This is a genomic window from Pseudomonas sp. EMN2 (assembly GCF_009650555.1).
Taxonomy (GTDB): Bacteria; Pseudomonadota; Gammaproteobacteria; order Pseudomonadales; family Pseudomonadaceae; genus Aquipseudomonas; species Aquipseudomonas sichuanensis.
Genome location: NZ_VZZR01000092.1, coordinates 26453 through 49463 on the forward strand (window position 1 = coordinate 26453; position 23011 = coordinate 49463).

Below are 23011 nucleotides of genomic sequence, written 5' to 3' on the forward strand. Positions count from 1 at the left end.
GTTGGTCATTCCGCTTCCTGCAGGCACTGCATCACATAGGCCAGGGCCTTGGCCAGATGCTTCTGCACGGAGCTGTCGGAAATACCCAGGTGACGCGCGACTTCGGCGTGGGTCATGCCCTCCAGGCGATTGAGGCGAAACACCTGCCGGGTACGTTCGGGCAACGCCTCGAGGATCGCCTGCAAGCGGCGCAGGTGCTGGATGCGAGCCGCCTGCTCGTCGAGCCCGGGGCCGTCCTCGATGATGCTTTCCAGCGCTTCGTGGGGGACCAGATCGGTCTTGCGCCGCTGCTGCTGGCGCACATGGTCGACCATCAGGTTATGGGCCGTGCGGTACAGGTAGGCCTGGGCATTGTCGATGCGATCGACATGCTGCTGCTCGGCCAGGCGCAGGAAGCTGTCCTGCACCAGGTCGGCGGCCAGCTGAGGGTCGCGCACCTTGCGCGAAAGCATGGCCTGCAGGTTTTTCGCGTGCTTGAGAAACAGCCGCTTGAGGTCGAACTCCGCCACACGCACTCCATACGATGGTCGCAAGGTGGCGGCATGCTACTAGCTATTGAGAATCACTTGCAAGAAGCCGACTATTCGAACAACGCATCCAAGGCCTGTTCCAGACGGGTCACAGCGATAACCTGCAAGCCCGGCGGCGCCTCTTTCGGCGCATTGCCCTTGGGCACGATGGCACGCTTGAAGCCATGCTTGGCGGCCTCCTTGAGGCGCTCCTGGCCGCTGGGCACCGGGCGCACCTCGCCAGACAGGCCGATCTCGCCGAACACCAGCAGGCCGTGGGCCAACGGCCGGTTGCGCAGGCTCGACATCACCGCCGCCAGCAGCGCCAGGTCAGAGGCGGTCTCCAGCACCTTGACCCCACCGACCACGTTGAGGAACACATCCTGGTCGTGGGTGGGGATGCTGCCGTGACGGTGCAGTACCGCCAACAGCATGGCCAGGCGGTTCTGGTCCAGGCCCAGGGTCACCCGCCGCGGGTTGGCCAGGTGGCTGTCGTCGACCAGTGCCTGCACCTCCACCAGCATCGGCCGGGTGCCTTCCCAGGTGGCCATCACCACGCTGCCGGGCACCTCGTCCTGGGTGCGATTGAGGAAGATCGCCGACGGGTTGGAGACTTCCTTGAGGCCGCGATCGGTCATGCCGAACACGCCCAGTTCATTGACCGCGCCGAAGCGGTTTTTCACCGCCCGCAGCAGGCGCAGGCGGCCGTCCGACTCACCCTCGAAATACAGCACGGTGTCGACCATGTGCTCCAGCACGCGCGGGCCGGCCAGCGAACCCTCCTTGGTGACGTGGCCGACCAGGAAGATCGCCGTGCCGCTCTGCTTGGCATAGCGCACCAGCAGCGCCGCGCTTTCGCGTACCTGGGCCACGCCGCCCGGGGCCGATTGCAGCTGCTCGGTGAAAATGGTCTGGATCGAGTCGATCACCATCACCCGCGGCTTCTCCTGGCGGGCGGTGGCGATGATCGCCTCGATGCAGGTTTCGGTCATGACCTTGAGCTGATCCTGAGGCAGCCCCAGGCGCCGCGAGCGCATGGCCACCTGCTGCTGCGATTCTTCGCCGGTGACGTACAGCGCCGGCATCTGCGTGGCGATGTTGCACAGGGTTTGCAGCAGGATGGTCGATTTGCCGATGCCAGGGTCGCCGCCGATCAACACCACCGAACCGTCGACCAGGCCTCCCCCGAGCACCCGGTCAAGCTCGGTGCTGCTGGTGGTGAAGCGCGGGATCTCTTCGACACTGACCTCGGCGAGGGTCTTGATCTGCGCCTGCTGCCCGGCCCAGCCGGCCCGACCGCTGGGGGCCGCCGCGCCGCCGCTTTCGATCATGGTCTCGACCAGGGTGTTCCAGGCGCCGCACTCGCCGCACTGGCCGGCCCATTTGGGGAAGGTCGCGCCACATTCGGTACAGCCATACAAACGCTTGGCCTTGGCCATGGGCGCAGTCTCCTGGAAAAAACCGCCATGATAGCCGAAGCCGGACGTGTCCCGAACGCGCTGAAAGGCGACAAAACTATTCGCTGCAACCGCAGTCAGTAGCCCTGAATGCCACGCATGAAGCGTTTTAGTGGCTTACACTGCGTCTACCTCACCATTTGTTACAAGGAAATCGCACATGGGTATGCTCAGTGAGTTCAAGGCCTTCGCCGTCAAAGGAAATGTCGTGGACATGGCCGTCGGTATCATCATCGGCGCCGCCTTCGGCAAGATCGTCTCGTCGTTCGTCGGCGACGTGATCATGCCCCCCATCGGCCTGCTGATCGGTGGCGTGGACTTCAGTGACCTGGCCATTACCCTGAAGGCCGCCGAGGGTGACGTGCCGGCCGTGGTAATGGCCTACGGCAAGTTCATCCAGACGATCCTCGATTTCATCATCGTCGCCTTCGCCATCTTCATGGGTGTGAAAGCGATCAACCGCCTCAAGCGCGAAGAGGCCGTGGCACCGACCGCACCCCCGGTACCGAGCGCCGAAGAGACCCTGCTGACCGAGATCCGCGACCTGCTCAAGGCGCAGAATCAGAATCGCCAGCCCTGAGGCTGTGCATGAAAACGGCGCCCTCAGGCGCCGTTTTCGTTTACCAGTAGTTCTCCACCGCGACCTGCCCGGGCCGCTTGCTCAGGCTCAATTGCAAGTCGCGCGCCTTGAGCACCTTGCGCGTCTCATCGATCATGTCCGGGTTGCCGCACAGCATGATCCGCGAATGCTCCGGCGACAGTTCCAACCCCGCCGCGCGCTCCAGCTCGCCATTCTCGATCAGCGTGGTGATCCGCGCATTCAACGCCCCCGGATGCGCCTCTCGGGTCACCACCGGAATGAACTGCAACTTGCCGGCGAACTCCGCCAGGTAGTCGCGTTGCTCAAGCCCGGCGATCTCCTCCACGTAAGCCAGCTCCTTGGCCTCACGCACCGAGTACACCAGCTTGATGTTGTCGAAACGCTCCCAGGCCTCGAAGTCCTGCAGGATCGACATGAACGGCGCAATACCGGTGCCGGTGGCCAACAGCCAGAGGTCGCGGCCACCGATAAAGCGATCGAGGGTCAGGTAGCCGAATGCCTGGCGGTCGATCAGCAAGGTATCGCCCGCGCCCAACCGGCTGAGCTCGCTGGTGAACTCACCGCCGGGCACCACGATGGAGAAGAAGTCGAGGAACTCGTCGTGGGGTGCGCTGACCATCGAGTAGGCGCGCCATACCACGCTGCCATCGGCCTTGGTCACGCCCAGGCGGGCGAACTGCCCGGAGCGGAAGCGAAAGCCTGGGTCACGGCTGACCCGCAGGCTGAACAGGTTCGGCGTCAGGGGCTGAACATCGAGCAGGGTCTGGCGGGTGAACTTGTCGGCGCTGGCGGTCATGACGGGCTCCATAAATCAGATGCGCCAAGTGTCTCGCAAAGTGCCGGGGATAAACACCACCGGATTGTAGGGCATCGCTTCTGGCTGACAAAAAGCTGCGCAAGAAACGTGACAGCTATAACAAAAAAACCCAGCGCAGCATGAGGACTTTTCCTACACTTGCCCCGTGCAGTCCGGTAATTGGATCCATCGGATTTCAGGGAGCTCCACCCATGTCACAGTGGCACAGCGAACAGCTTCAACAGATGCTGGGGGAGCACGACCCCGACAAATTGTTCGTCCAGGCAGTCGAACTGGTTCAGGCACTCGGCATGCAATTCGTCAGTTTGGCGACCCACATGCACTTCGCGGGCAAAGCCCCCAAGGTGGATTTTCGCAGCAACTACCCGGACGAGTGGCACCAGACCTACAAGCACGAGTTCATGAACAGCGACCCGGCTTGCTACGAATGTCGCAAGACGACCCTGCCGCTGTTGTGGAACGACGAGCTGTTCAAAGAGCTGCCGCAGCTGCGCGAGTCGGCCTGTGCTCACGGCCTGCGCCATGGCTGGACGCAATCGTTGTTCGATCAGCTGCACAACGAGAGCCAGCTGAGTGTCGCCCGGCCAGACGGCCAGATCCGCCCCATCGAACTCTATGAAAACGGCGCACAGATCATGTGGTTGTGCCAGTTGCTGCATACCGCAGTGAGCGAACAGCAAATGGCCAGCGAGGCGCACTATGCGCCGCTGAGCAAGCGTGAGCTGGAAGTGATGAAATGGTCATCGGAGGGCAAGATCGCCGAGGATGTGGCCAAGATACTCTCGCTATCCCCCAGTACCGTGAACTTCCACATCCGCAGCGTGATCGCCAAGACCAACACCAGCAACAAGGTGGCAGCCATCGTCAATGTGTTCCGCCAAGGCCTGCTGTAACCCCCTCGAAGCGCAAAGCCCTGTAGAATCGCCCACCTCAAGCACGTCGCGCACCGCGACGGCCAGATTCGCGCCGAGCCGTACTTCATGCCCCTGTTCAACAGCCCCTTCGCCGACCTCGACCTGATTCGCCAGCCGGAACAGGCCAACGACCCGCTGCTGGCTTTCGATGCCGCCGACCAGTACCTGCTGGAGCACCTGGCGGCACAAGCACCGGCCGCAGGCTGCCGGGTGCTGGTGCTCAACGACAGCTTCGGCGCCCTGGCCGCCAGCCTGGCCGGCACCTTGGACGTCACCAGCAGCGGCGACTCGCACCTGGCGCGCATGGCGCTGGAGAAGAACCTGGCAGGCAACGGCAAGCCGTTCGATGCCGTGCCTTTCATACCCGCCAACCAGCACTGGCAAGGGCCGTTCGATCGCGTGCTGGTGCGCGTACCGAAAACCCTGGCCCTGCTCGAAGAACAACTGATCCGCCTGCAGGGCCACCTGGCCCCCGGCGCCCAGGTGATCGCCGGCGCCATGATCAAGCACCTGCCGCGTGCGGCCGGTGACCTGATGGAAAAATACATCGGCCCGGTCCAGGCCTCGCTGGCGCAGAAGAAGGCGCGCCTGCTCACCGCCACCCTCGCCGAACGCCCGCTCGCCCAGTCCCCCTACCCTAGCCGCTACCGCCTCGACGCGCCGGCACTGGAGCTGGTCAACCACGCCAACGTGTTCTGCCGCGAAGGCCTGGACATCGGCACCCGTGCCTTCCTGCCGCACCTGCCACGCGACCTGGGCCGCGCCCGGGTGGCAGACCTGGGCTGCGGCAACGGCGTACTGGCCATCGCCAGCGCCCTGGCCAACCCTGACACGCATTACACCCTGGTGGACGAGTCGTACATGGCGGTGCAATCGGCCCGTGACAACTGGCAGGCCGCGCTGGGCGACCGTGAAGTAGCCATTCAGGCGGCGGATGGCCTGGCGGGGCTGGCGAAGCAGTCGCTGGACGTGGTGCTGTGCAACCCGCCGTTCCACCAGCAGCAGGTGGTCGGCGACTTCCTCGCCTGGCGCATGTTCCAGCAGGCACGGGAGGCGCTGGAGGTGGGGGGAGCGTTGTACATCGTCGGTAACCGGCACCTGGGCTACCACAGCAAGCTGGCGCGGTTGTTCAGAGGTGTGGAGCAAGTGGCGGCGACGCCGAAGTTCGTGGTGCTCAAGGCCCGCAAGTAATCCAGACCCACTAAACGGGCTGGCACGTCCATTCTAGGAGCGGCCTTGCCGGGGCGCCGGACCGGCCGGAAAGGGCTGCGCAGCAGCCCCGGCGATTTCTGCTTTGACGCTGAAATCCTGGGGCCGCGCTGCGGCCCTTTCGCGGCACGAGGCCGCTCCTACAAAAAGACGTTTCGATGCAGGCTCAGTGCGTGCTCAAACCCGCCGCACTCATGAACATCCGCATCCCGTAGGCGAACACCCCAAGCGCCGCGACACTCAGCGCCCAGATCAGCACCAGCCAGCCCAGGCGTTGCCACAACGGTTTCTTCTGTTCGACATCCATCATGGCGCGCTCCTAGTGATAGCCATCGTCGTGGGTCACCTTGCCGCGGAACACGTAGTAGCTCCAGTAGGTGTACCCGAGGATGAACGGCAGGATGAACAGCGTGCCCACCAGCATGAAGCCCTGACTCTGCGGCGGTGCGGCGGCATCCCAGATGCTGATCGACGGCGGAATGATGTTGGGCCACAGGCTGATCCCCAATCCGCTGTAGCCAAGGAAGATCAGCACCAGGGTGAGCAGGAACGGCGTGTAGTGCGCGTTGCGTGCCACCGCGCGCAGCAGCCCGTAGAAGGTCACCAGCACCAGCAGCGGTACCGGCATGAACCACACCAGGTTAGGCATGCTGAACCAGCGGTCGGCGATCTGCGGATAGGCGATCGGTGTCCAAAGGCTGACGATACCGATCACCGCCAGCAGCACCAACGCCAGAGGCCGCGCCATGTCATGCATCTTCTGCTGCAGCGGCCCTTCGGTCTTCATGATCAGCCAGGTACAGCCCAGCAGGGTGTAGGCGACGATCAGGCCCAGGCCAGAGAACAGGGTGAACGGCGTCAGCCAGTCCAGGTAGCCGCCGACGAACTTGCGGTCGACCACCTTGAAGCCTTCGATGAAGGCGCCCAGGGCCACCCCCTGGAAGAAGGTGGCCACCAGCGAGCCCCAGATGAACGCCTTGTCCCAGATATGCCGCTTGTTGGCCCGCGCCTTGAAGCGGAACTCGAAGGCCACGCCGCGGAAGATCAGCCCCACCAGCATCAGGATCAGCGGCAGGTACAGCGCCTCCAGCACCACCGAATAGGCCAACGGGAAGGCGCCGAACAGTGCCGCGCCCCCCAGCACCAGCCAGGTTTCGTTGCCGTCCCATACCGGGGCGACGGTGTTCATCATCACATCACGGTCACGCTCGTCCTGGACGAACGGGAAGAGCATGCCGATGCCAAGGTCGAAGCCGTCCATCACCACGTACATCATCACGCCGAAGATGATGATCACGGCCCAGATCAGCGGAAGATCGATACCCATCTCAGTTCCCCTCGCTCAGGCGGGTGGAGGTGGCCTCATGGCCATCATCGGCGGCGGACAGTGGCCGCGCCGGCGTACGTTGCTGGCCAGGCCCACCTGGAGTGTGCTCCTCGCCTTCGCCGGTTTTCGGCCCTTTGCGCACCAGCCGCATCATGTAGCCGATGCCAGTGCCGAACAGGGCGAAGTACACCACCACGAACATCACCAGGGTGAAACCGAGCTGGGCATAACTGTGGTTGGACACACCGTCGGCGGTGCGCATCAGCCCGTAGACCACCCATGGCTGGCGACCGATCTCGGTGGTGAACCAGCCAGCGAGGATGGCGATCAGCCCCGACGGGCCCATCCACAGGGTCAGGTAGAGGAACGGCCGCGAGCTGTACAGGGTGCCGCGCTTGCGCAGCCACACGCTCCACAGGCCAACCAGGATCATCAGCATGCCCAGGCCGACCATGACCCGGAACGACCAGAACACGATGGTCGAGTTGGGGCGATCTTCGGGCGGGAACTCCTTCATTGCCGGGACTTGCTTGTCCAGGCTGTGGGTAAGAATCAGGCTGCCCAGGGCCGGGATCTCGACTTTGAAGCGGGTGGTTTCGGCTTGCATGTCCGGGATGCCGAACAGGATAAGCGGCGTCGGTTCACCAGGTTTGTTTTCCCAATGGCCCTCGATGGCCGCGATCTTCACCGGCTGGTGCTTGAGGGTGTTGAGGCCGTGGAAGTCACCGATCACCGCCTGGATCGGCGCAACGACCAGCGCCATCCACATCGCCATCGACAGCATCTTGCGCACCGCCGGGTTATCCCGGCCACGCAACAGGTGCCAGGCCGCCGAGGCGCCGACGAAGAACGCCGTGGCAACGAACGCAGCAGTGGCCATGTGCATCAGGCGGTAGGGGAAGGACGGGTTGAAGATTACCGCGAACCAGTCCACCGGGATCACCTGGCCATTGACGATCTCATAGCCCTGGGGGGTCTGCATCCAGCTGTTGGACGCCAGGATCCAGAAGGTCGAGACCAAGGTGCCGAGCGCCACCATGCAGGTGGCGAAGAAGTGCAGGCCGCGGCCGACACGGTTCCAGCCGAACAGCATGACGCCAAGGAAACCGGCCTCGAGGAAGAAGGCCGTCAGCACCTCGTAGGTCAGCAGGGGGCCAGTGATGGAACCTGCGAAGTCGGAGAACTGGCTCCAGTTGGTGCCGAACTGGTAGGCCATGACCAGGCCGGAGACCACGCCCATGCCAAAGTTGACGGCGAAGATCTTCGACCAGAAGTGGTAGAGGTCACGGTAGGTGTTGTTGCCGGTCTTGAGCCAAAGGCCTTCGAGAACCGCCAGGTAGCTCGCCAGGCCAATGGTGATGGCCGGGAACAGAATGTGAAAGGACACGGTAAAGGCAAACTGGATTCGGGCGAGCTCTAGGGCTTCTAATCCGAACATGGTGCTTCCTCTTCAGATAATCCGGCGTCCAGGCTTGTGGCCCTTGTCGCCCACTGCCCCCACAGTGATCGAGTGCGGCTCGTTGGAATTGTTCTGTTCGATCGCAGGGATTCCGGCCCGAGGGCCAAATTCGTTGCATCTGGAACGATTGATCCAGGTCAACGAATGTCTGGAAGCATAGTCCCGAATCAAGTCACAAGATGTGTGGTTGATTGCCGCGTGACCCGTTGTCCCACCCCCTTTTCCAGGCGCTGAAAAACTGTCCATCTCGACATTCAGCAACTATTTGTTACAAGCAGATGCTACTCTGCAGACCCCTCTATTGCCGAGGTTACAGGCCTGCCGATGTCCGACTCCGCCCCGCAATTGCTGCGTCATCACCGCCCATTCATGGCCTTCTGGCTGGCCCGCGTTTTCACCGCCAGCGGCTTCCAGATGCTCACCGTGGCCATCGGCTGGCACCTCTACCAGTTGACGGGCAACGTGCTCGATCTGGGCCTGGTCGGGCTGGTGGAATTTGCCCCGCGCGTGCTGTTCATGCTGCACACCGGACACGTTGCCGACCGCTATGACCGGCGCAAGGTCGCCGCCCTGTGCCAGACCTTGCAGGCACTGATCGCCCTGGCATTGGCCCTTGGCAGTGCCACGGACAGCGTCAGCCGCGAGCTGATCTTCGTGCTGGCCTTCCTGCTGGGCGCCACCCGCTCGTTCGAAATGCCGGCCACCCAGGCGCTGCTGCCCAACGTGGTGCCGCCGGGGCTGTTCCCGCGGGCGGTGGCGGCGTCGGCCTCGGCGACCCAGACAGCGACCATCGTCGCCCCGGCGGTGGGCGGTTTCCTGTATGCCTTCGGCAGTATCTGGGTGTATGCCCCGACCGTGGCCCTGTACGTGATCGCCTGCCTGCTCATGCTCAGCCTCGACGCCCGCCAGCAACCCCTCCAGCAAGGCCGCGCCAGCCTTGAGTCGCTGCTGGCCGGCATCCGCTTCATCCGCAGCCGCCCGGACATCCTCGGCGCCATCTCGCTGGACCTGTTCGCCGTGCTGCTGGGTGGTGCCACCGCGCTACTGCCGGTGTTCGCCAAGGACATCCTGCTCACTGGCGCCTGGGGCCTGGGCCTGCTGCGCTCGGCCCCGGCGGTGGGCGCGCTGCTGATGTCGCTGTGGCTGGCGCGCTTCCCGGTGGAACGCAAGGTGGGCCTGGTCATGTTCACGGCGGTGGGGGTGTTCGGCGTGGCGACCATCGCTTTCGGCTTGAGCACCTCGTTCTGGTTCTCCCTGGCGGTACTGGTGGTGCTGGGCGCGGCCGACATGATCAGCATGGTCATCCGTGGCGCCTTCGTGCAGTTGGAGACCCCGGATGAAATGCGCGGCCGGGTGAGTGCGGTGAACGGGCTGTTCATCGGCGCCTCGAACCAGCTCGGCGAGTTCGAATCGGGGCTCACCGCGCACTGGTTTGGCACAGTGCCGGCGGTGGTGCTCGGTGGTGTGGGCACGCTGGTGGTGACCGGGGTGTGGATGAAACTGTTCCCGACCCTGACCCACCGCGATCGGCTGCATAACGGCTGATCCTCCGTGGGAGCGGGCTTGCCCCGCGATTGCGCCCCTCCTCACGAGCCGACGAAATCGCGGGGCAAGCCCGCTCCCACAGGTACTGCACAGGCGACAGAAAGGCCTCTCCCCAATGGCCATAGGCCCCCGCCCCCCTTGCTGGTATGATGCGCGGCTTTTTTGCCCCCCACGCAAAACCACGGCATCCGGTACGGTCTGTGCTTTGCTGTTGGGGACGATACATTCACGGCGCGAGGCGCCCTGGGAGCAGGCATGCTGGAAAGGCTGTTTCAACTAAAGGCACACAACACCAACGTGCGCACCGAGATTCTCGCGGGCGTCACCACCTTCCTGGCCATGGCCTACATCCTGTTCGTCAACCCGAGCATCCTCGGCGAGACCGGCATGGACAAGGGCGCGATCTTCGTCGCCACCTGCCTGGCCGCGGCCATCGGCTCGGTGACCATGGGCATCATCGCCAACTACCCGATCGCCCTGGCGCCGGGCATGGGCCTGAACGCCTTCTTCACCTACACCGTGGTCCTGCACATGGGCCACACCTGGCAGGTGGCGCTGGGTGCGGTGTTCTTGTCCGCCGTGCTGTTCTTCCTGCTGTCGATCTTCCGCATCCGCGAATGGATCGTGAACAGCATCCCGCTGCCGCTGCGCTCGGCGATTGCCGCCGGTATCGGCCTGTTCCTGGCGCTGATCGCCCTGCATAACGCCGGCATCGTCGTCGATAACCAGGCCACCCTGGTTGGCCTGGGCGACCTCAAGCAGCCAGCGCCGATCCTCGCCACCCTGGGCTTCTTCCTGATCGTCGCCCTCGAGGCCATGAAAGTCCGTGGCGCGGTGCTGATCGGTATCCTCGCGGTGACCATCGCTTCGATCGTACTGGGCGTTACCCCGTTCGCCGGCGTGGTATCGATGCCGCCGTCGCTGGCGCCGACCTTCCTGCAGCTGGACATCAAGGGCGCCCTGGACGTCGGCCTGATCAGCGTGATCTTCGCCTTCCTGTTCGTCGACCTGTTCGACAACTCCGGCACCCTGATCGGCGTGGCCAAGCGCGCCGGCCTGATGGGCAAGGACGGCCACATGCCGAAGATGGGCCGTGCGCTGATCGCCGACAGCACCGCCGCCATGGCCGGCTCGCTGCTGGGCACCTCGACCACCACCAGCTACATCGAATCCGCCGCCGGCGTCAGTGCCGGTGGCCGCACCGGCCTGACCGCCATCGTGGTTGCCGTCTTGTTCCTGCTGGCGCTGTTCTTCGCCCCGTTGGCCGGCAGCGTGCCCGCCTTCGCCACCGCCCCGGCGCTGCTGTTCGTCGCCGTGCTGATGGCCTCGGGCCTGGCCGAGATCAACTGGGATGACGTCACCGAAGCCGCGCCGGTGGTGGTCACCGCCCTGGCCATGCCGCTGACCTACTCGATCGCCAACGGCATCGCCTTCGGCTTCATCGCCTGGACCGCCATCAAGCTGCTGTCCGGCCGTCGCCACGACCTGAACCCGGCGCTGGTGATCCTGTCCATTCTGTTTGTCATCAAGCTGGGCTGGTTCAACGCATGAGTGCCGTTTTCGACCCTACGCAATACGACGCGCAGCTGGCGGCCAAGGTCGCCCGCCTGCGCGAGCTGCTGGCGCCGTTCGGGGCGCCCGAGCCTGCGGTGTTCGACTCGCCGCGCGAGCACTACCGCCTGCGCGCGGAGTTTCGCCTGTGGCGCGAGGACGGCCAGCGCCATTACGCGATGTTCGCCCCGGGCGAGAAGCACAAGGCGATCCTGATCGACGACTTCCCCATCGCCAGCCAGCGCATCAACGAACTGATGCCACGCCTGAAGGCCGCCTGGCAGGGCAACGAGGCGCTGAACAACCGCCTGTTCCAGGTGGAGTTCCTCACCACCCTGGCCGGCGATGCCATGGTCACCCTGTGCTACCACCGCCCGCTGGACGACGCCTGGGAAGCCGCTGCGCAGCAGTTGGCCGCCGAGCTGAATGTCAGCGTCATCGGCCGCTCCAAGGGCAAGCGCCTGGTGATCGGCCGTGACTACGCGGTAGAGAAACTGGACATCGCCGGCCGCACCTTCAGCTATCGCCAGCCCGAAGGCGCGTTCACCCAGCCCAATGGCGCGGTGAACCAGAAGATGCTCGGCTGGGCCTTCGAGGCCATGGGCGAGCGCGACGACGACCTGCTGGAGCTGTACTGCGGCAACGGCAACTTCACCCTGCCGCTGGCCACCCGTGCCCGCCAGGTGCTGGCCACCGAGATCAGCAAGACCTCGGTCAACGCCGCGCTGCACAACCTCGACGAGAATGGCGTGGACAACGTGCGCCTGGTGCGCCTGTCGGCCGAGGAGCTGACCCAGGCACTGAACGAGGTGCGCCCGTTCCGCCGGCTGGAAGGGATCGACCTGAAAAGCTACGCGTTCGGCACCGTGTTCGTCGACCCGCCGCGCGCCGGCATGGACCCGGACACCTGCGAGCTGACCCGGCGCTTCGAGCGCATCCTGTACATCTCGTGCAACCCCGAGACCCTGGCGCAGAACATCGCCCAGTTGCAGGACACCCACCGCATCGAACGCTGTGCGCTGTTCGACCAGTTCCCGTATACCCATCACATGGAAAGCGGCGTCCTGCTGGTTCGGCGCTGAAACCATCGCGGGGCAAGCCCGCTCCCACGAAAGCCTTGCACAAGGCCTGTGGGAGCGGGCTTGCCCCGCGATGCGTTGCTCAGGTCAGAAGTCGAAGAACACCGTCTCCCCTTCCCCCTGAATACGGATATCGAAGCGATACGCCGTCTTCCCCTCCACTTCGCAGCGCCTGGCAATCAGCGTCTCGCGCCGTTGCGGCTGCTCGATCAGGTTGAGCACCGGGCACTTGGCGTTCGCCTCGCTCTCGTCATCGAAATACAACCGCGTGTGCAGGTGAATATTGATACCGCGGGCAAACAGGCTGATGTTGATGTGCGGCGCCATCGGCACGCCCGCAGCGTTGTTCACCACACCCGGCTTGACCGTGTGCAGGGTCCATTCACCGGCATCGAAGGTGGTGGCGGTGCGGCCGAAGCTGTTGAAGACGTTCTCCTGGTTGTAGTCGTCCTGATACTGGCCGTTGGCGTCGGCCTGCCAGATTTCCAGGAACGAATCGCGCACCAGGTGGCCATTGCCGTCGTACACCTGGCCGATCAGCAGGATGTGCTCACCCGGGGCCTCGGCCTTGGCCAGGCGGTTCCAGATTTCCTGGTCGCGGGTCGGGTTGCCGGCCGCTTCCAGGGCCAGGCCGATGTGCACATAGGGGCCGGCGGTCTGCGAGGGGGTTTCCGGCAGCAGTTCGATAGGCATGACGGTGCTCCTCAGCGGTTTTCGAAGTGGGTCTGGCGCTGGCCGCGCAGGACGATGTCAAAGCGATAGGCCAGGCAATCCATGGGGTTGGCATGGCTCATGTCGAGCCGGGCGATCAGCCGCTCGACCGCATCCGGGTTGGCGATCGACTTGACGATCGGGCACATCGGGATCAGCGGGTCACCCTCGAAATACAGCTGGGTGATCAGCTTGGTGGCGATCGACGGGCCACTGACGGAGAAGTGGATATGCGCCGGGCGCCAGTCGTTGGGGCCGTTGCGCCAGGGGTACGGGCCGGGCTTGATGGTGCGGAAGCTGTAGTAGCCGTCGCGGTCGGTCAGGCAACGGCCGACGCCGCCGAAGTTCGGGTCCAGCGGCGCCAGGTAGCGGTCGTTCTTGTGCCGGTAGCGGCCACCGGCGTTGGCCTGCCACATTTCCACCAGGGTATTGGGCACCGGTTTGCCGTACTGGTCGACCACGCGGCCGGCGACGATGATGCGCTCGCCGATTGGCAGGCCACCATTGTTGAAGTTCAGCAGCAGGTCGTGGTCATGCTCGCCGAAGCGCAGGTGGGAAAAGTCCGGGCCGGTGCTTTCGCTGATCGACTGCGGGATGCTTACCAACGCCTGGCGCGGCGAGCGGGCGATCGAAGTCTTGTAGTCGGGGGTGAAGGCCTTGGGGTGCCAGTTGCGATCACGGATCACGAAACGGCTGGTGTCCTGGGCAGGCATGCCGGTTACCTCTTTTGGAATTATGAAGTCGCCTGGGCGTGGCAGGCGGACTTGCAGTTTCCGGCAGGTACGAGGGGATGAATATTGAATTCAGCGGTCATAGGCATAACCTTTTGGTTATGTGTCTGCGCTTAGCTCAACGGCCAGCGCGGCGCTGAACTAATCTTTTGACTTCATGTTTCAAAAAGTGGAGAGCAGCACATGGAATGGCGAAAAGGCCGACGCAGCGACAACGTGGTCGATGCCCGCGGCGAAGGTGGCGGTGGCGGCGGCATGCGTTTCGGCGGCGGCAAGGGCCTGGGGCTCGGCGCCATCCTGCTGATCGTCGGCATCGGCTGGCTCACCGGGCAGGACCCGCTGCAGATCCTCGGCCAGCTGGCCGGGCAGATGGACCAGCAGCAACAAACCGCCCCGGCCAATGTCGGCAGCAAGGCACCACCGGCCAACGACGAGCAGGCGGCGTTCGTCGCCTCGATCCTCGGCGACACCGAAGACACCTGGAAAGCCTTGTTCGCTCAGGCTGGCAAACAGTACCGCGACCCGAAACTGGTGCTGTTCAGCGGCCAGGTCAACTCGGCCTGCGGTTTCGCCTCGGCGGCGGTCGGGCCGTTCTACTGCCCGGCCGACCAGCGCGTGTACCTGGACATGAGCTTCTTCCGCGAAATGGAAACCCGCTTCGCCGCCGCCGGCGACTTCGCCCAGGCCTATGTGATCGCCCATGAAATCGGCCATCACGTGCAGACCCTGCTCGGGGTCTCGGCCAAGGTCGACGCCGCGCGCCGCAGCGGCCAGCGCCTGGAAGGCGACAATGGCTTGCTGGTGCGCCAGGAGCTGCAGGCCGACTGCCTGGCCGGCGTCTGGGCCTACCAGGCGCAAAAGCGCTTGAACTGGCTGGAGCCGGGGGACGTGGAAGAAGCCCTGAACGCCGCCAATGCCATCGGCGACGACCGCCTGCAGCAACAGGGCCAGGGGCGTGTGGTACCCGACTCGTTCACCCATGGCACCTCGCAGCAGCGAGTGCGCTGGTTCAAGGCCGGCTTCGGCAGTGGTGACGTGAACCAGTGCGATACCTTCTCCAGCCGTAGCCTTTAACTATCGCGGGGCAAGCCCGCTCCCACGCTCGAATCTGCGTGGGAGCGGGCTTGCCCCGCGATGTTTTTTTTTGAAAAAACGCAAACGTTTTCAGCCAGTTACAAATCTGCTGAAAAAGCGTTTCAGCTTCCCCCTGCCCTGCCGATAACCCCTGCACGAATCAGCAGGGCTCCCAAAACAATAACGCCCAGCGATTGAGATCAAGTGAGCGAAATCATTTTCTGGGAGAGCGTGCATGAACAGCTGGTTCGCCAACATCAGCGTCAACCTCAAACTCGGCCTGGGCTTCGGCCTGGTGCTGGTACTGACCGGCCTGCTGGCCCTGACCGGCTGGAACAGCCTGGGCAGCCTGATCGACCGCAGCAACTGGATGGGCGACATCGGCCAGCTCAACAAAGACCTGACCGACCTGCGCATTGCCCGCCTGCAATACATGATCGCCAACGGCGACGACGCCGCGGCGGCCAACACCCAGGCCAAGCTGGACGCGTTCAGCAAGCAGCAGGAATACCTGGCCAGCACCTTCAAGAGCCCCGAGAACGTCAAGCTGCTGCGTGAGCTGGGCCAGACCATCAGCGAATACAAGGTCTCGCTGAACAAGATGCGCGCCGGCTACAAGAACTCGCTGGCCGCCCGTGAAGTGATGACCGCCTCGGCCGTCAGGGCCGACGAAGCCATGGACACCCTGAGCCAGGACGTCATGGCACGCGCCGAGAGCGACAGCGTGCGGCTTACCCAGTACCAGCTGATCAGCAAGGCGCGCCAGCAACTGCTGCAGGTGCGCATCGACGTGCGTGGCTATATCGCCGACAACAGCGCCGCCAACGAGCAGGCCGCCCTGCGCCAGCTGGATGCTGCGCTGGCCGAAGCCGACAACCTCAAGGGCCAGCTGCCCAACGAAGCCACGCGCATTGGCCAGTTCGAGCAATCGGTGCAGAGCTACCGTGACGCCGTGCGCCAGTTCCGCGACGCCGTGGCCAGCATCGCCACCGCCCGCGCTGAAATGACCGTGCAGGGCGCCGACATCGTCAAGCGCAGCGACGCGCTGTACCAGATCCAGCTTGAGCGCCGCGACATCGAAAGCGCCCAGGCCCGCAGCCTGCAGATCTCCGCCACGCTGCTGGCACTGCTGGTCGGCGTGCTGGCGGCAGTGATCATCACCCGCCAGATCACCCGCCCGCTGCGCGAAACCCTGCAGGCCGTGGAGCAGATCGCCGGCGGCGACCTCACCCAGAACCTGCGCGTGACTCGCCGCGATGAGCTCGGCGTGCTGCAACAGGGCATCGGCCGCATGGGCACCACTTTGCGTGAACTTATCACCGGTATCCGCGACGGCGTCACCCAGATCGCCAGCGCCGCCGAAGAGCTGTCGGCGGTGACCGAGCAGACCAGCGCCGGTGCCAACAGCCAGAAGGTCGAGACCGACCAGGTGGCCACCGCCATGCACGAAATGGCCGCCACCGTGCAGGAAGTGGCGCGCAATGCCGAACAAGCGGCCTTTGCCGCGACCAATGCCGACGGCGAAGCCCGCGGCGGCGACAAAGTGGTGGGTGAGGCGATCAGCCAGATCGAACGCCTGGCCCAGGAAGTCAAACGCTCCACCGACGCCATGACCCTGCTCCAGCAGGAAAGCCAGAAGATCGGCAGCGTGATGGATGTGATCAAGTCGGTGGCCGAGCAGACCAACCTGCTGGCCCTGAACGCCGCCATCGAAGCGGCCCGTGCCGGTGAAGCCGGGCGTGGCTTTGCGGTGGTCGCCGACGAGGTGCGCGGCCTGGCCCAGCGCACCCAGCAGTCGACCGAAGAAATCGAAGGCCTGATCGCCAGCCTGCAGCACGGTACCCAGCAAGTCGCCGAAGCGATGAACGGCAGCCGCAGCCTGACCGACAGCAGTGTGGAACTGGCGCGCAAGGCCGGTGGTTCGCTGGAGAACATCACCCGCACGGTGTCGAACATCCAGTCGATGAACCAGCAGATCGCCGCCGCCGCCGAGCAGCAGAGCGCCGTGGCCGAAGAGATCAGCCGCAGCATCCTGAATGTGCGTGATGTGTCGGAGCAGACCGCTGCGGCCAGTGATGAAACCGCGGCCTCCAGCGTCGAGCTGGCGCGCCTGGGGGGTCACCTGCAGACGCTGGTCAGCCAGTTCCGCGTCTGACCCACAAAAGCATCGCGGGGCAAGCCCGCTCCCACGACCTGTGGGAGCGGGCTTGCCCCGCGATCATTTCAACCCTGCCCTATTTGACGATCATCCCCACGCCCCGCCCACGCGGGTCGGAAGCGGTCTCCAGCTTCTCCCCGGTCACCCGGATCGCCTGGATGTCGCCCATCTCCCAGCCCTGATCTTCCAGCACATACCCCATCTTCCTCAGGTCATCGGCCACCTTGCCGGTGAGCGGCGCATAGCTGTCGAAGTAGATGGTGTCCTTGGGCAGCAGCTGGTGATGCACCCGCTGCGCCGCCACCGATTTCTCCAGCGGCATGTTGTAGTCATACAGGTTGTTCATCACCTGGAAGATCGAGGTGAAGATCCGCGAACCGCCCGGCGTGCCCACCACCAGCACCACCTTGCCGTCACGGGTCACCAGGGTCGGGCTCATGGACGAGAGCATGCGCTTGCCCGGGGCGATGGCGTTGGCGTCACCGCCCACCACGCCGAAGGCGTTGGCCGCGCCGGGTTTGGCGCTGAAGTCATCCATCTCGTCGTTGAGCAGGAAGCCTGCGCCCTTCACCACCACGCCGCTGCCGTAGTCGAGGTTGAGGGTGTAGGTGTTGCTCACCGCGTTGCCTTGCTTGTCGACGATGGAGAAGTGCGTGGTCTGGTGCGGTTCCAGGCCCGGCTTGACCTTGTCGGTCGCGGAGATCGCGTTCGGGTTGACCTGCGCTGCGCGCTTGGCCAGGTAGTCCTTGGCGACCAGCTTGTCCACCGGCACCTGGGTAAAGGCCGGGTCACCCAGGTAGTCGGCGCGGTCGGCGAACACGCGCTTCTCGATTTCGGCCAGCAGGTGGATGTACTTGGCCGAGTTGTGCTCGACGCCCTTGAAGTCGGCCGCACGGTCTTCCTTGATACCCAGCAGTTGGGCCAGGGCGACGCCGCCAGAGCTCGGCGGTGGCGCGGTGTAGACTACGTTGCCGCGCCAGTCGATGGCCATCGGGTTGCGCCACAGCGCCTTGTAGTCCTTGAGGTCTTCCTTGGTGATCAGGCCCTTGTCGGCCTGCATCTGCGCCACCAGCAGGTCGGCGGTCTTGCCCTGGTAGAACTCGCTGACGCCTTTGTCGGCGATGCGTTCCAGGGTCTGCGCCAGCTCCGGCTGCTTGAACAGCTCGCCCACCTTCATGCTGCCGAAGTAGTCATTGAAATTGGTGGCGGTCTTGAACAGGCCCTGGGCGTCGTCGCGGTACTGGTACTGCTTCTGGGCAATCTTGAAGCCGTTCTTGGCATAGCCGATGGCGGGGGTGAGCAGCTCGCTCCACTTGAGCTTGCCGAACTTCTGATGTGCCTCCCACAGGCCCATCACCGTGCCCGGCACGCCGGCTGCACGCACGCCGACCAGGCTCAGGTTCTCGATCACCTCACCCTTGTCATCCAGGTACATGGTCTTGGTGGCGGCCTTGGGGGCCACTTCGCGGTAGTCGAGGAAGTAGGGTTTGCCGTCGACGAACAGGGTCATGAAACCACCGCCGCCGATGTTGCCGGCCTCGGGGTAGGTGACGGCGAGGGTGAAGGCCGTGGCAACGGCGGCGTCCACCGCGTTGCCGCCCTTCTTGAGGATATCGGCGGCCACCTGTGCGCCATATTGATCAGGCGCAGCCACCGCGCCGCCTTCCAGCGTCACGGCAAAAGCGGAGGAACAGCTCAGGATCGCGGCCCCTAGGGCCAATGACTGGAACATGACAAGACGCATGGGCACTTCCTTGGTGTTGTTTTTGTTGATCAGTCATTAAGGCCGAAGCGCTCCGACTAAGCAAACACCGTAGGAAATTTCCGCCGCCGACGGGCAGCAGTTGTCGCATTCAGGCAACTGCGCAGGCGTACGCCGCCAGCTTGGCCTGGATGAAATCGAGGAAGCACTGAATGCGCAGGGCCAGCTGGGTGTTGCGGTAGTAGACCGCATGGATCGGCTGGCGATAGCCGTTATTGTGCTCGGCCAGCAGCACCTGCAGGCGGCCGGCGCGGATGTCTTCGTGGGTCATGAAGTGCGACAGGCTGACGATGCCTTCCCCGGCGATGGCCAACTGGCGCAAGGTCTCGCCGCTGGACGCGAGCAACTGCGGGCGGATCGCCCAGCGCTCGCCCTGGGCGTGGCGCAACGGCCACTGGTTGAGCGACTCGGGGGCGCTGAAACCGAGCAGGCAATGCTCGGCGAGGTCCTCGACGTTCTGCGGGGTGCCGTGCCGGGCCAGGTACGCAGGGCTGGCGAGCACCTGTACCGGGCTGCAGCCCAGCGCCCGGGCATGCAGGCTGGAATCGGCCAGCTCACCGATGCGGATGGCGACGTCGGTGCTCTGCTCCAGCAGGTCGATGATCAGGTCGTCGGTGTTCAGTTCAAGTTCGATACCGGGATACTGCTGACGGAACTCGCTGATCCAGGGCAGGATCGCGTGCAGCATGAACGGCCCGGCAGCATTGATGCGCAGCCGCCCGGACGGGGTCTGGCGGTGCATCGACAGGCGCTCTTCCATGTCGTCCATCTGCTCGAGGATCTGCCGCGAACGTTCGAGGAAGAAGCGCCCTTCCTCGGTCAGGTCCATGCGCCGAGTGGTGCGGTTGACCAGCGTGGTACCCAGCTTGCCCTCCAGGCGCGACAAGGTGCGGCTGACCGCCGACGGGGTCTGGCCGATCTGCTCGGCAGCGGCGGAGATCGAACCGCAATCGATGACGGCGACGAATACCTGGAGTTCTTCGGAGCGGGTTTTCACGCTGAGCTGGCCTTGGTGGGGGATCGCTTTGATAGATAGCGTTTGGGCGGCAAGCGCGCAAGCCTGCAAAACCATCGCGGGGCAAGCCCGCTCCCACGATCTAGCGTGGGAGCGGGCTTGCCCCGCGATCTGGCACCACTCACTCGGCCTTGCCGAACACCGCTTGCAGATGCTGCTCATACGCCGCCAGTGCCGCCGGCACATCCGGCCGCTTCATCACATCCACCGCCAAAAAGGTCGGCAGCCCGGTCATGCCGAGGAACTGGTTGGCCTTGTGGAACGGGAAGTACACCGCGTCGACGCCCTTGCCTTCGAAGAAGTCAGCCGGGTCATCGAACGCCTGCTGGGGTGCGTTCCAGGTCAGCGACAGCATGTACTGCTTGCCGTGGATCAGCCCACCACTACCGTACTTCTGCGAAGCGTCCGAGCGAGTACGGCCATCGCTGGCATACAGGCTGCCGTGGCCAGCGGTGAACACCTCGTCGACGTACTGCTTCACGGTCCAGGGGGCGCCCATCCACCAGCCGGGCATCTGGTAGATGATCACATCGGCCCAGAGGAATTTTTCGACCTCTTCACGGGCGTCGTAACCGCCATCGATGAAGGTCTGCTTCAGGTTGAAACCGGCGCGGTCCAGGTAGGCCAGGGCGGCGTCGTGCAGGGTCTGGTTCAGGCGACCGTCGGAATGGGCGAATTGCTTGCCGCCGTTGAGCAGAAGAATGTTTTTCATGGTGTGCCTCGAAGGGTCGGTATCGGCGACCGGGTCAATTGGATGGCGGCAGATTAGGCAGGCGCGGGCGGCAGATAAAGCCGGGGCACGGCAAAATACATTTGCCTGCAAATCACGAATTTGCAGGCAATTATTGCCTTAGAATCTGCTCACTTTCTCATCCACAGAGGCCTCACCATGAGCGAGCAGATCGCCTTCATCCTCCAAGCCAAGACCCGCCCGGACATGTCCGATGCCTTCGAGCAACTGTTCCACCCCTACGTGGAGCCGAGCCGCCAGGAGCCGGGCTGCATCGAGTACCACATGCTGCGCGACAAGGAAGACGCGAGCCTGTTCGTGTTCTTCGAGGTGTGGGCAGACAAGGCAGCACTGGACGTGCACTCGGCCCTGCCGCACATGGCGGAGTTCTTTGAAAACCGCATGAAGTACCTGGAGCGCGACTTCGATTTCCAGATGATCGAAATGCTCAGCGCCTCCTCCGCTAACCGTTGATCAGCAGGTGCCCGCCGAGCAGCGCCAGGCCGATGAAGAAGCCGCGCTTGAACAGCGCTGCACTGATACGGCTGCGCAGCCAGGTACCGGCGAACATGCCCAGCAACGCCGGGGCCAGCACCAGCAATGAGGCGCCCAGCGCCTGGCCGTCCAGTAGCTCCTGGCCGGCCAGGCCAATGGCCAGCGCCAGGGTCGAGACGGTGAACGACAGGCCCAGGGCCTGGACCATCTCGTCGCGGCTCAGACCGAGGCTCTGCAGGTAGGGCACGGCGGGCATCACGAACACCCCGGTGGCTGCCGTGACCACCCCCGTCACCAGCCCGCACAGCGGGCCCAGCCAGCGCTCGTGCTGCCGCGCCAGGCGCAGGTCCGGCCCGATCAGGCCATACAGGGCATACACCAGCAGCGCACCACCCAAGGCGTGGGCAGCCCAGGGGCCACTGTCGATCCCCAGCCAGCGACTGCCCAGCAAGGTGCCGACGAAGATCAGCAACAGCAGCCCGCCCAAGCGCCGCATCAACGCCCGCAGATGCCCGCCTGCCGCGAGTTGCCACAGGTTTGTCAGCGTCGAGGGCACGATCAGCAGCGCCGCAGCCTGCGCCGGTGGCATAGCCAGGCCAAGCAGGCCCATGGCGATGGTCGGCAACCCCAGGCCGATGACCCCTTTGACCGCCCCGGCCATCAGGAAGGTGAGCATCACCAGCAGCGTCAATGCCGGGCCAATATTTTGATAGAACGAAAGAAAGGTATTCATGGCGCCATGCTGACCTGCCGGCGCGCGCCTGAAAATTCGCCATATACTCAGCCAGACTTTTGCCAGGACAGAGGCTGATGCATTTCGACCTGACCGACCTTGCGCTGTTCCAGCACACCCTGGAGTGCGGCAACATCACCGCCGGCGCACGCCGTAGCCACCTGTCGCTACCGGCCGCCAGTGCACGCATCCGCGCCATGGAAGCCTCGCTCGGCATCCCGTTGCTCGAACGCAATCGCCGCGGCGTACAGCCGACGCCCGCCGGCCAGGCTCTGCAGCAGCACGCGCGGCTGATCACCGCGCAGGTGGAGCGATTGCAATTCGACCTGGCACAGTACGCCAGGGGCCAGCAGGGCCAGGTGCGCCTGTTGTGCAACACCGCAGCGCTGACCGAGTACCTGCCCGAGTTGCTGGCACAGTATCTGGTCGAGTACCCGGGGGTGAGCATCGACGTGCAGGAACAGCCAAGCCTGCGCATCGTCCAGGCCATTACCCAAGGCATGGCCGACCTGGGCATCGTCTCAACCGCTGCGCCCTGCGGGCATCTGCAGACGCGAGCGTTTCGCGACGATCCGCTGGTGCTGGTGATGCCGGTGGGGCATGCGCTGGCCGATGCGGCCGAGCCCGACTTTGTGCAAAGCCTTGCATACGGGCATGTCGGGTTGGGCCCGAACAGCGCACTGGCCTTGCACCTTGAGGAACAGGCACTGCGCCTGGGGCGCAGGATGCTGGTGCGGGTACGCGCCGAGGGGTTCGATGGGGTGATCCGCATGGTCGCTGGCGGGGCTGGCGTGGGGGTGGTGCCATTGGCCTCGGTACGGCGCTGGGAGGGGGTGTTGCCCCTGCACTGGGTGGCGCTGCAGGAGGCGTGGGCGAACCGGCAATTGCAGGTGTGCGCCCGGGATTTTGCCGCGCTGCCAGGCTATACGGCGGCGCTCGTCGAGCATTTGCTGACGACCTGTAGGAGCGGCCTTGTGCCGCGATAGGGCTGCGCAGCGGCCCCGGCAATCTATGTGGTAACGCTGGGGCCGCTTTGCGGCCCTTTCGCGGCGCAAGGTGAACTGGTCAAGTAATTTTGGACACCGGTTAAGGTTTATGCCGCTGCCTTGAGCTTTTCCTCCATGGCTACTGGCG

At 64.4% G+C, this 23011-nt stretch carries 22 protein-coding genes; 10 read left to right on the plus strand and 12 right to left on the minus strand.

Annotation, left to right across the window (positions count from 1 at the left end; all coding sequences use genetic code 11):
- Positions 1–5: 5 nt before the first annotated feature.
- Together F6X61_RS22810 and radA are read right to left on the minus strand one after the other, a co-directional pair.
- Complete coding sequence (locus tag F6X61_RS22810; RefSeq protein ID WP_110994689.1) at positions 6–509, minus strand: RNA polymerase sigma factor; 504 nt, start codon at positions 507–509, stop codon at positions 6–8.
- 71 nt (positions 510–580) lie between these two features.
- Positions 581–1948, minus strand: coding sequence for a DNA repair protein RadA (gene radA, locus F6X61_RS22815; protein WP_153788665.1), 1368 nt, complete (start codon positions 1946–1948; stop codon positions 581–583).
- 178 nt (positions 1949–2126) lie between these two features.
- On the opposite strand from radA, the gene mscL reads away from it, so the two are divergent.
- Positions 2127–2546: a large-conductance mechanosensitive channel protein MscL gene (gene mscL / locus F6X61_RS22820; protein ID WP_153788666.1), complete on the plus strand. Its 420-nt coding sequence runs from the start codon at positions 2127–2129 to the stop codon at positions 2544–2546.
- A gap of 40 nt (positions 2547–2586) precedes the next feature.
- Here mscL and F6X61_RS22825 read toward each other — a convergent pair whose 3' ends face one another.
- A complete protein-coding gene (locus F6X61_RS22825; RefSeq protein ID WP_153788667.1) occupies positions 2587–3363 on the minus strand; it encodes a ferredoxin--NADP reductase in 777 nt (258 codons plus the stop codon).
- Positions 3364–3575: 212 nt separating this feature from the next.
- Here F6X61_RS22825 and F6X61_RS22830 point away from each other — a divergent pair, with 212 nt between their 5' ends.
- Both F6X61_RS22830 and F6X61_RS22835 read left to right on the plus strand, forming a co-directional pair.
- Positions 3576–4277, plus strand: coding sequence for an autoinducer binding domain-containing protein (locus tag F6X61_RS22830; protein ID WP_153788668.1), 702 nt, complete (start codon positions 3576–3578; stop codon positions 4275–4277).
- Positions 4278–4364: 87 nt separating this feature from the next.
- The gene (locus tag F6X61_RS22835; protein WP_153788669.1) at positions 4365–5489 is read left to right on the plus strand and encodes a methyltransferase; all 1125 of its coding nucleotides are present in this window, start codon (positions 4365–4367) and stop codon (positions 5487–5489) included.
- A 184-nt stretch (positions 5490–5673) separates the two neighbouring features.
- Here the strand turns inward: F6X61_RS22835 and F6X61_RS22840 are convergent, their stop codons facing one another.
- From F6X61_RS22840 to F6X61_RS22850, 3 genes are read right to left on the minus strand one after another with little or no spacing between them, the layout of a single operon-like run.
- On the minus strand, positions 5674–5814 hold the full coding sequence (locus F6X61_RS22840) for a DUF2474 domain-containing protein (RefSeq protein WP_178125879.1): 141 nt from the start codon (positions 5812–5814) through the stop codon (positions 5674–5676).
- Positions 5815–5826: 12 nt separating this feature from the next.
- The gene (gene cydB, locus F6X61_RS22845; RefSeq protein ID WP_153788670.1) at positions 5827–6834 is read right to left on the minus strand and encodes a cytochrome d ubiquinol oxidase subunit II; all 1008 of its coding nucleotides are present in this window, start codon (positions 6832–6834) and stop codon (positions 5827–5829) included.
- A 1-nt stretch (position 6835) separates the two neighbouring features.
- Complete coding sequence (locus F6X61_RS22850; RefSeq protein WP_153788671.1) at positions 6836–8272, minus strand: cytochrome ubiquinol oxidase subunit I; 1437 nt, start codon at positions 8270–8272, stop codon at positions 6836–6838.
- 345 nt (positions 8273–8617) lie between these two features.
- On the opposite strand from F6X61_RS22850, the gene F6X61_RS22855 reads away from it, so the two are divergent.
- The 3 genes from F6X61_RS22855 to trmA all read left to right on the plus strand — a co-directional run bounded on the left by F6X61_RS22855 (position 8618) and on the right by trmA (position 12471).
- Positions 8618–9838, plus strand: coding sequence for an MFS transporter (locus tag F6X61_RS22855; RefSeq protein WP_153788672.1), 1221 nt, complete (start codon positions 8618–8620; stop codon positions 9836–9838).
- A gap of 255 nt (positions 9839–10093) precedes the next feature.
- The gene (locus tag F6X61_RS22860) at positions 10094–11389 is read left to right on the plus strand and encodes an NCS2 family permease (protein ID WP_153788673.1); all 1296 of its coding nucleotides are present in this window, start codon (positions 10094–10096) and stop codon (positions 11387–11389) included.
- Positions 11386–12471 (plus strand): tRNA (uridine(54)-C5)-methyltransferase TrmA, encoded by a 1086-nt coding sequence (gene trmA / locus F6X61_RS22865; RefSeq protein ID WP_153788674.1) that lies wholly within the window; start codon positions 11386–11388, stop codon positions 12469–12471. The genes F6X61_RS22860 and trmA overlap by 4 nt, the downstream gene beginning before the upstream one ends.
- 84 nt (positions 12472–12555) lie before the next feature.
- Here trmA and pcaG read toward each other — a convergent pair whose 3' ends face one another.
- A complete protein-coding gene (pcaG, locus tag F6X61_RS22870) occupies positions 12556–13161 on the minus strand; it encodes a protocatechuate 3,4-dioxygenase subunit alpha (protein WP_153788675.1) in 606 nt (201 codons plus the stop codon).
- A gap of 11 nt (positions 13162–13172) precedes the next feature.
- On the minus strand, positions 13173–13892 hold the full coding sequence (gene pcaH, locus F6X61_RS22875; RefSeq protein WP_110994676.1) for a protocatechuate 3,4-dioxygenase subunit beta: 720 nt from the start codon (positions 13890–13892) through the stop codon (positions 13173–13175).
- Positions 13893–14093: 201 nt separating this feature from the next.
- On the opposite strand from pcaH, the gene F6X61_RS22880 reads away from it, so the two are divergent.
- Both F6X61_RS22880 and F6X61_RS22885 read left to right on the plus strand, forming a co-directional pair.
- Positions 14094–14984, plus strand: coding sequence for a neutral zinc metallopeptidase (locus tag F6X61_RS22880; protein ID WP_125465611.1), 891 nt, complete (start codon positions 14094–14096; stop codon positions 14982–14984).
- 235 nt (positions 14985–15219) lie between these two features.
- Positions 15220–17139, plus strand: coding sequence for a methyl-accepting chemotaxis protein (locus tag F6X61_RS22885; protein WP_153788676.1), 1920 nt, complete (start codon positions 15220–15222; stop codon positions 17137–17139).
- A 79-nt stretch (positions 17140–17218) separates the two neighbouring features.
- On the opposite strand, the gene ggt is transcribed toward F6X61_RS22885, so the two are convergent.
- The 3 genes from ggt to F6X61_RS22900 form a co-directional block, all read right to left on the minus strand.
- Positions 17219–18886: a gamma-glutamyltransferase gene (ggt, locus tag F6X61_RS22890; protein ID WP_153788677.1), complete on the minus strand. Its 1668-nt coding sequence runs from the start codon at positions 18884–18886 to the stop codon at positions 17219–17221.
- 109 nt (positions 18887–18995) lie between these two features.
- Complete coding sequence (locus F6X61_RS22895; RefSeq protein WP_153788678.1) at positions 18996–19901, minus strand: LysR family transcriptional regulator; 906 nt, start codon at positions 19899–19901, stop codon at positions 18996–18998.
- Positions 19902–20040: 139 nt separating this feature from the next.
- Positions 20041–20631, minus strand: coding sequence for an NAD(P)H-dependent oxidoreductase (locus tag F6X61_RS22900; RefSeq protein WP_153788679.1), 591 nt, complete (start codon positions 20629–20631; stop codon positions 20041–20043).
- Between the two features lie 177 nt (positions 20632–20808).
- Between F6X61_RS22900 and F6X61_RS22905 the strand changes: the two genes are divergently transcribed.
- On the plus strand, positions 20809–21123 hold the full coding sequence (locus F6X61_RS22905) for a putative quinol monooxygenase (protein WP_153788680.1): 315 nt from the start codon (positions 20809–20811) through the stop codon (positions 21121–21123).
- On the opposite strand, the gene F6X61_RS22910 is transcribed toward F6X61_RS22905, so the two are convergent.
- On the minus strand, positions 21113–21877 hold the full coding sequence (locus F6X61_RS22910; protein ID WP_153788681.1) for a sulfite exporter TauE/SafE family protein: 765 nt from the start codon (positions 21875–21877) through the stop codon (positions 21113–21115). The two genes, F6X61_RS22905 and F6X61_RS22910, sit on opposite strands and share 11 nt — an antisense overlap.
- A gap of 77 nt (positions 21878–21954) precedes the next feature.
- Between F6X61_RS22910 and F6X61_RS22915 the strand changes: the two genes are divergently transcribed.
- The gene (locus F6X61_RS22915; protein ID WP_153788682.1) at positions 21955–22863 is read left to right on the plus strand and encodes a LysR family transcriptional regulator; all 909 of its coding nucleotides are present in this window, start codon (positions 21955–21957) and stop codon (positions 22861–22863) included.
- The last annotated feature ends 148 nt before the right edge of the window (positions 22864–23011 follow it).